Raw genomic sequence first — 7,791 nt, 5'->3', positions numbered from 1 at the left:
GCGTTTTCCAGCAAAGGGCGGATGGCTTCGAATTGTTCGCGACTGATATCGCTGGGGTAAGGGGTTCTCATTGGGCAAGCATCGCCGGTCTGGAGCTAGATGAAAAGACTTTGAACAGGTTCTTAGAGCTATGCAGCTTGCCAATGTCAGCTGCCCAAGCTGTGAATACCGCATTTCACCTCAGTTTGCAGGTTTTTGTCCGGGTTAGTCCGCACTACTTGGGGTCTGCTCACGAAACGGGTAGAGTCGAGATGTGACGCGGTGGCTTTAGGCTCTGCATATCCGTTGCCGCCCCTTTCGTTTGGCGGTGTCTCATTAGCGTAACCGTGACTCCGTTTTCACATCCCGCTCATCGAACCGGACGTGCGCTTCTAACGCATCCGGCTCTCGGACAAAACATCATGCCTTCGCCCACGGAAGGCCTTGCGGGAGCTTTGGCAGACGAATGAGTCCAAGCTGCTCATAAAAGTACTCATCGGGGTAGCGCTTAATACCCTTGCCGTGCTGCTTGCGCTTCTTGCAAGGCCACCGGCGAAGCCGGGTGGTGGTGTACTTGTCAATGAATCGATAGGCAGGAGTAACCGGACCAAGACAGAAGTAATTGGCCCATCCACCTAATTTCTGATTTAAACGCGTCACCATTTCTCCGGCATCCCGCCATTCTAGGTTTCTGCCTGTCTGGACATGGATCGCTTCGGTCATACACTTAATACTCTTCTTCGAAGGGCGGGTGGCTATATAAGGCCTCCCATTCTTGGACGAGTAGCGTCGACCGAAGGTATACCCCAAGAAATCGAACTCGCCTTCGGGTAAACGGCAGGTACGGGTTTTGTCTTCATTCACCGTGAGCTTCAGCTTCGTCATTATTTGTCGCATAGCGTCCAGCGCCACTTTGGCGCGGCTACTCTTGCAGCAAATGACCAAATCGTCTGCGTAATTGACGATTCGAGCGCTGAGCCGCTGTTCCAAGCCCGCTTTCTTCCATCCCAGGATAAAACGTCGCATGTACAGATTGGACAGTAAAGGTGAGATTGGAGAGCCTTGCGGAATACCTTGCTTGATATCGCGGTTTATCGTTGTGCGTTTCTTTCGACCCCGTTTATCAACCTCTTCTACCGGAGCGTCGAGCCACATCTTCACCAGATGCAGCACTTGCCGATCAATTACCCGGCGTGCAACCGATTTCATGAGTTCGACGTGCGGAATCGTGTCGAAGTAACCGGACAGATCGGCGTCTACTACATCCTTGTAGCCGCTGGTCAGTAGCCCATGTACTTCGCGCACTGCGCTTTGTGCATTTCGGTTCTGTCGGTAGGCGTGTTGTTCCGGTGGCAGATCGGCCTCGAAGATAGGCTCCAAGACCAGCATCGCCGCCGTCTGACACACCCTTTCCGCCAGCCGCGGAATGCCAAGTGGTCTGAGTTTGCCATTCGGTTTCGGAATGAAGACCCTTCTTACCGCTTCTGGGCGGTATGTTCTCTCCCGGAGCTGTTGCGCCAGTTCCCCAAGCCAGCGCTCCTGCCCGTACTGCTCGACATCATCGAACGTTAGCCCGTCTATACCCGGTGCCCCCTTGTTGGCACGGCAGCAGGCGTAGGCGTGCCGTAGCACATCCATTCGACAGATCTTGTCGTACAAGGCGTAAAAGCGAAACTCGGGTTCTTCCTTCGCTTTCGCATGTAACGCTGTTTGCAGTTTCTGAACGCTGATCGGAGTTGCTAGGTTTCCCAATCTCCTGTCCCTTCCCACTTTCAACGTTGGTTCTGAACTGAGGCCTCTTTCCTCCACTGGCATTACCCAGCTTCCTCGGTACTACGGGCCTCTCCGCCACCCCAGTGCGCCCGGCCTGTCCGTCACCGGCTTCCGGTTGGTCTTTACGCTTGACCACGCACGGGGCTTCCCGTGTTGCATCGGTCTTCCTCTTGTATGCATGCTGTCGCCACTACCCCGGCGGAACCATAGGGTGCATGTTTCGCTCTCTTCCCCTACGGTGACAGCCTTCCCCGAAAAATTGGCGGGTCGGCTTCCGCATCTCGTCTTTCGAGGCCTGCTCAGCGTTCACTCACGTTACTGCCTGCATACTCGCCAAGTCACTAATATGACCCTCTATACCGAAGGCTTCAGCCGCTTCGTTACCTCTACGGCTGCTCCGATTGCTACCGGCTGGAGCGAAAGTTGCCGGGCGGGGTTCGCACCCGCTGAAAGACCGTGCCTTTGCACGGCGCACAACTAATCGCACGGTAAGGTTCTGCGCATCCAGAACTTGCGCTGGTCTGTAGTACTGTTGCCGCTCTCAAAACTCATGGCTTCAGTCTTAGCTAAATTGTGTGTTGACGTGCTATCCGTCTCAGTCAATGTGGTTTCGAAAGTGCTATTTATTGTGCGTCTGGGTCAACATCATTGCGCGTCACGACAGCTAGCGGCCCACCCAGGCGTGGCTGGGGATGGCCGCGATACTGTTGACCTATTTTCAGCTAAGCGACATTTAAGTAAGGGGGGTTGATTTAACATCAACATGAACGGATGAACCAACCTCGCCGGTGATGTTAACAGTGACCGGGGAGGTCAATAGATAGGTTCCATCATTTTGCTTAATTGAGCCGGGCAGATTCTGATCGTAGTAGAAAAGGCCATCCTGAGTTACTGTCGTCGGTGGCAGTTGCCCAATAGAAATAGTGGCAATAGCAGAATAGCTCGATTGCGCTGGCACATTGAAGACAATCTGCTGCTGTAAATCGACTTTATTAGTATTGGTCGTAGTCTGAGATGACGACGTTGTTGACGTTACCGAAAATGATGTGGTCAGGCTGGTCTGGATGGAACTGACATCTGGAATTCCTACCGTCGACGTGACAGTTGCAGAAATTGACGCAGTTGTCTCATATTGCTGTGTTGCTGTATTCGATATCTCTACCGACTTACCAACAGCAACGGTGTCCGTGATTGTAACTACCTCTGTTGAAGCATTAGTACCCTTGATGGTTTGGACATATGCTTGGCCGGGAATAATGGGCGAGGTTACGTCGACTGTAGTCGATGAAACTACCGTTTTGACAGGAGAAATCAAACTATAACTAAATGAGCTGACCTTATCATTCATACCGCTATTGGTCAGATCGAGAACGGCGGGTTTGTTGGATGTGCCAAATGCATTGCTTGCACCAACGGTTATCGATTGACCACCTCCATCAGATCTGTCAGATAGTTTCAATAGCTGCGGTGGAGTTAAGCATGGATAGCTTATTGAAGAGACTTTATCCTGAAGCCACCAATTGCTAATCGAGATCGGCTTAGATATCGGCCATTCCGATAGGAAAATCGTAGCGAATGTGCCACGTTCAACGGTATCACTGAACAGCTGAAACCAGCCTTGATTCGATTTTACGGCACGCCAGATACCACCGCTGAGGCAGTCATTAGCACCATAAGCCGCCAAGTCGATTGTTTGAATTTTCCCATTACCGATTAAATCTACGCAGACGCCAGAATTAGAGAAGTCGTAAGGAACAGCGTTCGGCACGACATTATTGCAGAGTGTGCAAACGACGTTCTCAGGAAGATTGAATACAATCCATGTTGCCTTATCTTGCAGGGACGTTCCTGAGAAGGAAAAGAAATGACCTGATGGATACTGTGAGCTATTAGTATCGATGGTGAGTGAAGTACTGTTCCAGTTATTGTCTTTAAAGAGGATTATCTGACCAGGCTTGCACGTACCGGTATAAGGTGTCGAAGTCCGGGGCGGAACATAAAATGGCTGTTGGCATACATTACTTCCCATGTCGATCCTTTCGATTGTTAATCAGTTCGTGAAACGCTTGGAGTCCATTGACACTTGAATTAGATCAACAAGGAAAAGGAAAACTCATATTGTTCAATTGATAATATAAGAACATGAGTATGCCATTTATTGATTGTTGTCTAATTGACAAGTTTTAGCCGAAGCTGAAATCAATTTAGGTTCAATATTGAGGATATGACATAGAGAAATATTTATTTTTTTAAAAACTCGATTCCATAGTATTTAGTAGTTGACATTTCAAGTAATTTGTTTATTTCTCTGCCCGTTAGGGATAAGGGATAGCGGCTCTAAGGGGTCTGCTCACGAAACGGAACTAAGCGCACGACTAGTAAGTCGAGGCTTCTCGAAAACGAAGGTTTTTGAGATTGAGTCGTGAGAAAACAGCCTGTCTAGCCGCGATAAGGGCCGTGTGGTTCTCGAAAGTCATTATCGAAACATCTGGACTGAAACCATGAGTTTTGAGAGCGGCAACAGGGCTACAAGCCTGTGTAGCTTCTGGATGCGCAGAACCTTACCGTGCGATTATTTCCGTTTCGTGAGCAGGCCCCTACTTGCGCTCCATATGGACGAGTACACATTACCGCGGTTAAGCACTTAAAAGCTTCACACCCACGGGCATTGTAGATTTGCGCTCTGCCACGTTAGCAGAAAGTGGGGTGTGTCCACCCCACCGGTGACTAACCTTGTCGCACCAAAATCCGACGCGCGTTACTGTGGTGTAACTTTGGCAGTTCGATCCGCAGCACACCGTCACGGTAACTCGCATCGGCACGATCAACGTCGACCGCTACAGGCAACGGAACCATGCGCTGGAAACTGCCATAGGCACACTCCAGGATGCGATAGTTCTTCTCGGTGCTCGCGCGTTCAAAGCGTTTGGCACCCGACACGGTCAGCATGTTGCCTAGTACTTTGTAGGAGAAATCTTGCTGCGTCATGCCAGGCGCTTCGATACGCACGATGATCCTGTCGTTTTCGTCGTAGATGTCCATCGCGAGATAAGCCCAGGAAGACACGGGCAGCCTGCTTCCATCAGCCTGCTTAGGTACTGCATCATGCGCGTCGGGTGCGAAGTAGGTAAGGGTGCCGTTCGCTCGTTCGCGAAGTTTTGCCCACCCGTCCGATAGGGAAGCCCAGAACTGGCTGATTCCCTGCTTCCAGTCTTGAACCATGTTCATCGCACATTCCTCCTTCACTTAACCATGCTGTATCGCTATGTGCCTAGGTTGCGCGTGCGCCAGCTTTTGCAACCGCAGTTTTAGCACACCGTCCTTGAGAACGGCATCGATATGCTCGGTATCCAAGTCCCGACTAAGTTCGAAGACATGCCGATAGCGCGGAACTCTCATTTCGGCATAGGCTGATTCGAGACTGGTCGGCAACAATGTGGCAACTGTTGCTTCCAGGGTTAGGCTGGTACCTTCGACCTTCAATTCCAGTGAGTCAGTATTAGCCCCGGGCACATCAGCAAGCAGCGTGATACCTGTGGCGTCTTCGAAGACATCTACGCGCGGTTGGATTGCAGATGTGTCGCTGCTGTTCACAACCGCCTTGGTTTGCTTGTCGCTCATAATCGTATCCTCCGGTGATAGATGGAATCAGCTAATGGCGATGCGCCTAGGTTGTGAGTCCTCGCTGCGCTTGAGGCTGACAGCAAGAACACCGTCACGGTAGCTCGCCGTCACTTGCTCAGCGTCTACTACTTCAGGCACCGTGAGGACACGTCGGAACTTGCCGTGAAAGCGCTGGCGACGGACGACGCTCAACCCGTCAGACTCTGCGGGGAGATCATCTGGGCGCTCACCTGAAATCGTCAATACGCCCTTGGCAAGTACGACATCAAGGCTTGCTGGGTCTACACCCGGGACAAATACGTAGACTTCGGTACTCGTTGGCGTTGTACCTATATTCACAGCAGGGAATGCGCCAGTCGCTGCGGCGCGGATGTCTTGCGATGTACCAGATGGGAAAAACATTGCGTCCAGCTCACGGCTGATGCGCTCCAGTTCACCGAAAATTCCTCCGGGAAAGTTCATGGATGGTCCATACATGATGTCACTCCTTTCCAAGTTGAGTAGGTCCTGTTTAGGACGTAGATGAAATAGGGTCGTCTATTTTCCTTTTCAAGTGCCTAATCAAAGGCTTACCGAGACTAGATGGTCGCACGTCACTTTTCCAGCGGTTAGCTGTCCCGAGTTCAAGTGTTAACGACTAGCCCGGGACAGCGTGAAAAGTCGAGCTGGTGAACGCAGTCCCCTTGGACTAACCAATAAAATCGACCGAACAGCTAGAAGGATGTTCCCTAAGTGGTGCTCACTGTTACGCCCAAGGAAGCATCAATCGCAATGACCTACGGCGTGAGGTCTTGGCTCCGCTTGGTGGCACCAAAGCTCGTGCGTTACGCGAATAGCGTTTCACCACGTTCATAGTACCCTCCGTGGTGTTTTACCACGCCCATAAAAACCCGCTTAAATGCGCGCTTTTCTGCCCAATAGATGCTAGCCAAGCACCAACTTGGAGCCCCACTTGATCGAAATTGAAGAAAGCACCGGTAACATCTACGCTGATTTGGATATGGCTGATGCCGACGAAATGATTGTCAAAGCACAGCTTGCAATCAAGATCGGCGAAATCATCCAAGACCGTAAATGGGCTCAGCAGCAGGCGGCTGAAGTGCTCGGCATTACGCAACCCAAGCTGTCCAAGATGCTGCGCGGTCAGTTTCGGGGAACCAGCGTAGCAAAGCTGCTCATTTGTCTAACCCGGCTTGGTCGCGACGTGCAAATCGTCGTCGGACCGGCTCGTCATTCGGCGATGGTAGGGCGCATAACTGTTGAGACTTGCAAACGAAACTAGCCGGGATTAAGTGCAAGTGAAAACGTGCTTTGCCAGCATCAGGCGGCTTTTACCTCATTGAGTAAATCCGGGTGGTGATCCAATACCTTAAGCAGTTTCACCAGGGCTAACGGAGGCTTGGTCTTGCCGTTCTCGTACCGAGAGAAGGCATTGACACCACCACCGAATATTTCGGCGGCTTCACGCTGGTCAAGGTTAAGTTTCTTGCGCACATTAGCGATAAAGCTCGGATCAACGATAGCCGCGTTCACCTGCCTGGAGAACGCCTGCATTTCGCGCATAACGCGATTAGATTCCGCCGCATCCAAGATGGACTCGGCGCAAGCCGGACAGAAATCGCCCGCCACACCAGTAATAACGGTAGATTCTCCCTTGTAGGTGTAGGGCACATCACGGGTGTCGCGAATCAGTTCTGCCGCGCCGCAAACAGGACATTTCATAGTCATAGCTCCTTGAATGACACGATCAGCACGTCATCAATGACCGTCAGTTTTAGGTACACATCACCCGCTTGCGTGCTTGGGCGGTAGACGTCCTGCCACACCGCGTGATCGGCATGGGTGGTCATACTCTTATAGAAATCTGCCGGCGTAAGTGCCATGACAACATTCAGCATGTCGGAGAAGGCAAGCCCTAATTCGCTTGCCCCGGTTCGCGCCGCGTTGGTGGTTCGTACCTTGCCGGCCTCTGTTAGGGCTTTGACGACGGACAATTTGCAATGAGGCGTTCGTTTCTCCATGTAAAAACATTAACCTAGTTGGTTATATTTGGCAAGTTGGTTAGCCACAGCGTTTAGTACAAGTGCCTGAGGGTGAGACACCTTTAGGCTACTCAGACCAACTAATCATCGGGCTAGCAGAAATACTTCGTCTGTCGCTTCATAAGTAAGCGCAACGAGCGTTATTTCACTTCAAAACTACACCGCTCCCGTATCCGCATGATGGATTGGCGTGACGTTTGGTAATCACGTGCCAATTGTGAGACAGACTCCCCTTCAGCAAGTCGTTTTGACCTGTCCTGACAACCGTAGACACACCCACTTCAAATGCAGACCAATTGCCTGCTGAATTTTTCTGCAAACACCGCCGGTGCCAAATTACCTAGCCGAGAGTGGCGTCGTTGGCGGTTGTAAA

General features: G+C 51.3%; 9 protein-coding genes. 2 read left to right on the top strand and 7 right to left on the bottom strand.

Going from position 1 to position 7,791, the window contains the following annotated elements; genetic code table 11:
• Positions 1 to 257: hypothetical protein (locus ACUHMQ_RS19660; protein ID WP_445297158.1), on the top strand; the 257-nt coding region annotated here is incomplete at its 5' end.
• A gap of 142 nt (positions 258 to 399) precedes the next feature.
• Here ACUHMQ_RS19660 and ltrA read toward each other — a convergent pair.
• From ltrA to ACUHMQ_RS19635, 5 genes are all read right to left on the bottom strand, one after another.
• Entirely contained in the window at positions 400 to 1,794 is a 1,395-nt protein-coding gene (ltrA, locus tag ACUHMQ_RS19655) for a group II intron reverse transcriptase/maturase (RefSeq protein ID WP_445297157.1), read from the bottom strand.
• Between the two features lie 691 nt (positions 1,795 to 2,485).
• Positions 2,486 to 3,781, bottom strand: coding sequence for a hypothetical protein (locus ACUHMQ_RS19650; protein ID WP_445297156.1), 1,296 nt, complete (start codon positions 3,779 to 3,781; stop codon positions 2,486 to 2,488).
• 698 nt (positions 3,782 to 4,479) lie between these two features.
• Entirely contained in the window at positions 4,480 to 4,980 is a 501-nt protein-coding gene (locus ACUHMQ_RS19645; RefSeq protein ID WP_445297155.1) for an Hsp20/alpha crystallin family protein, read from the bottom strand.
• Positions 4,981 to 4,998: 18 nt separating this feature from the next.
• Positions 4,999 to 5,373, bottom strand: a complete 375-nt coding sequence (locus ACUHMQ_RS19640) for an Hsp20/alpha crystallin family protein (RefSeq protein ID WP_445297154.1) — start codon at positions 5,371 to 5,373, stop codon at positions 4,999 to 5,001.
• 27 nt (positions 5,374 to 5,400) lie between these two features.
• Positions 5,401 to 5,853 (bottom strand): Hsp20/alpha crystallin family protein, encoded by a 453-nt coding sequence (locus tag ACUHMQ_RS19635; protein WP_445297153.1) that lies wholly within the window; start codon positions 5,851 to 5,853, stop codon positions 5,401 to 5,403.
• Positions 5,854 to 6,328: 475 nt separating this feature from the next.
• On the opposite strand from ACUHMQ_RS19635, the gene ACUHMQ_RS19630 reads away from it, so the two are divergent.
• On the top strand, positions 6,329 to 6,658 hold the full coding sequence (locus ACUHMQ_RS19630; RefSeq protein ID WP_445297152.1) for a helix-turn-helix domain-containing protein: 330 nt from the start codon (positions 6,329 to 6,331) through the stop codon (positions 6,656 to 6,658).
• Positions 6,659 to 6,696: 38 nt separating this feature from the next.
• On the opposite strand, the gene ACUHMQ_RS19625 is transcribed toward ACUHMQ_RS19630, so the two are convergent.
• Positions 6,697 to 7,098, bottom strand: coding sequence for a type II toxin-antitoxin system MqsA family antitoxin (locus ACUHMQ_RS19625; RefSeq protein ID WP_445297151.1), 402 nt, complete (start codon positions 7,096 to 7,098; stop codon positions 6,697 to 6,699).
• A gap of 2 nt (positions 7,099 to 7,100) precedes the next feature.
• Entirely contained in the window at positions 7,101 to 7,397 is a 297-nt protein-coding gene (locus tag ACUHMQ_RS19620) for a type II toxin-antitoxin system MqsR family toxin (protein ID WP_445297150.1), read from the bottom strand.
• Positions 7,398 to 7,791: the final 394 nt, after the last annotated feature.

The organism is Chitinimonas violaceus (assembly GCF_052601015.1).
Note: the sequence above shows the minus strand (reverse complement) of the source record. Positions and strands in the feature narration are given on the sequence as shown.

Coding starts and splice junctions, on each gene's coding strand:
- ltrA (WP_445297157.1), bottom strand. CDS start 1,794: ATGCCAGTGGAGGAAAGAGGCCTCAGTTCAGAACCAACGTTGAAAGTG.
- ACUHMQ_RS19650 (WP_445297156.1), bottom strand. CDS start 3,781: ATGGGAAGTAATGTATGCCAACAGCCATTTTATGTTCCGCCCCGGACT.
- ACUHMQ_RS19645 (WP_445297155.1), bottom strand. CDS start 4,980: ATGAACATGGTTCAAGACTGGAAGCAGGGAATCAGCCAGTTCTGGGCT.
- ACUHMQ_RS19640 (WP_445297154.1), bottom strand. CDS start 5,373: ATGAGCGACAAGCAAACCAAGGCGGTTGTGAACAGCAGCGACACATCT.
- ACUHMQ_RS19635 (WP_445297153.1), bottom strand. CDS start 5,853: ATGTATGGACCATCCATGAACTTTCCCGGAGGAATTTTCGGTGAACTG.
- ACUHMQ_RS19625 (WP_445297151.1), bottom strand. CDS start 7,098: ATGAAATGTCCTGTTTGCGGCGCGGCAGAACTGATTCGCGACACCCGT.
- ACUHMQ_RS19620 (WP_445297150.1), bottom strand. CDS start 7,397: ATGGAGAAACGAACGCCTCATTGCAAATTGTCCGTCGTCAAAGCCCTA.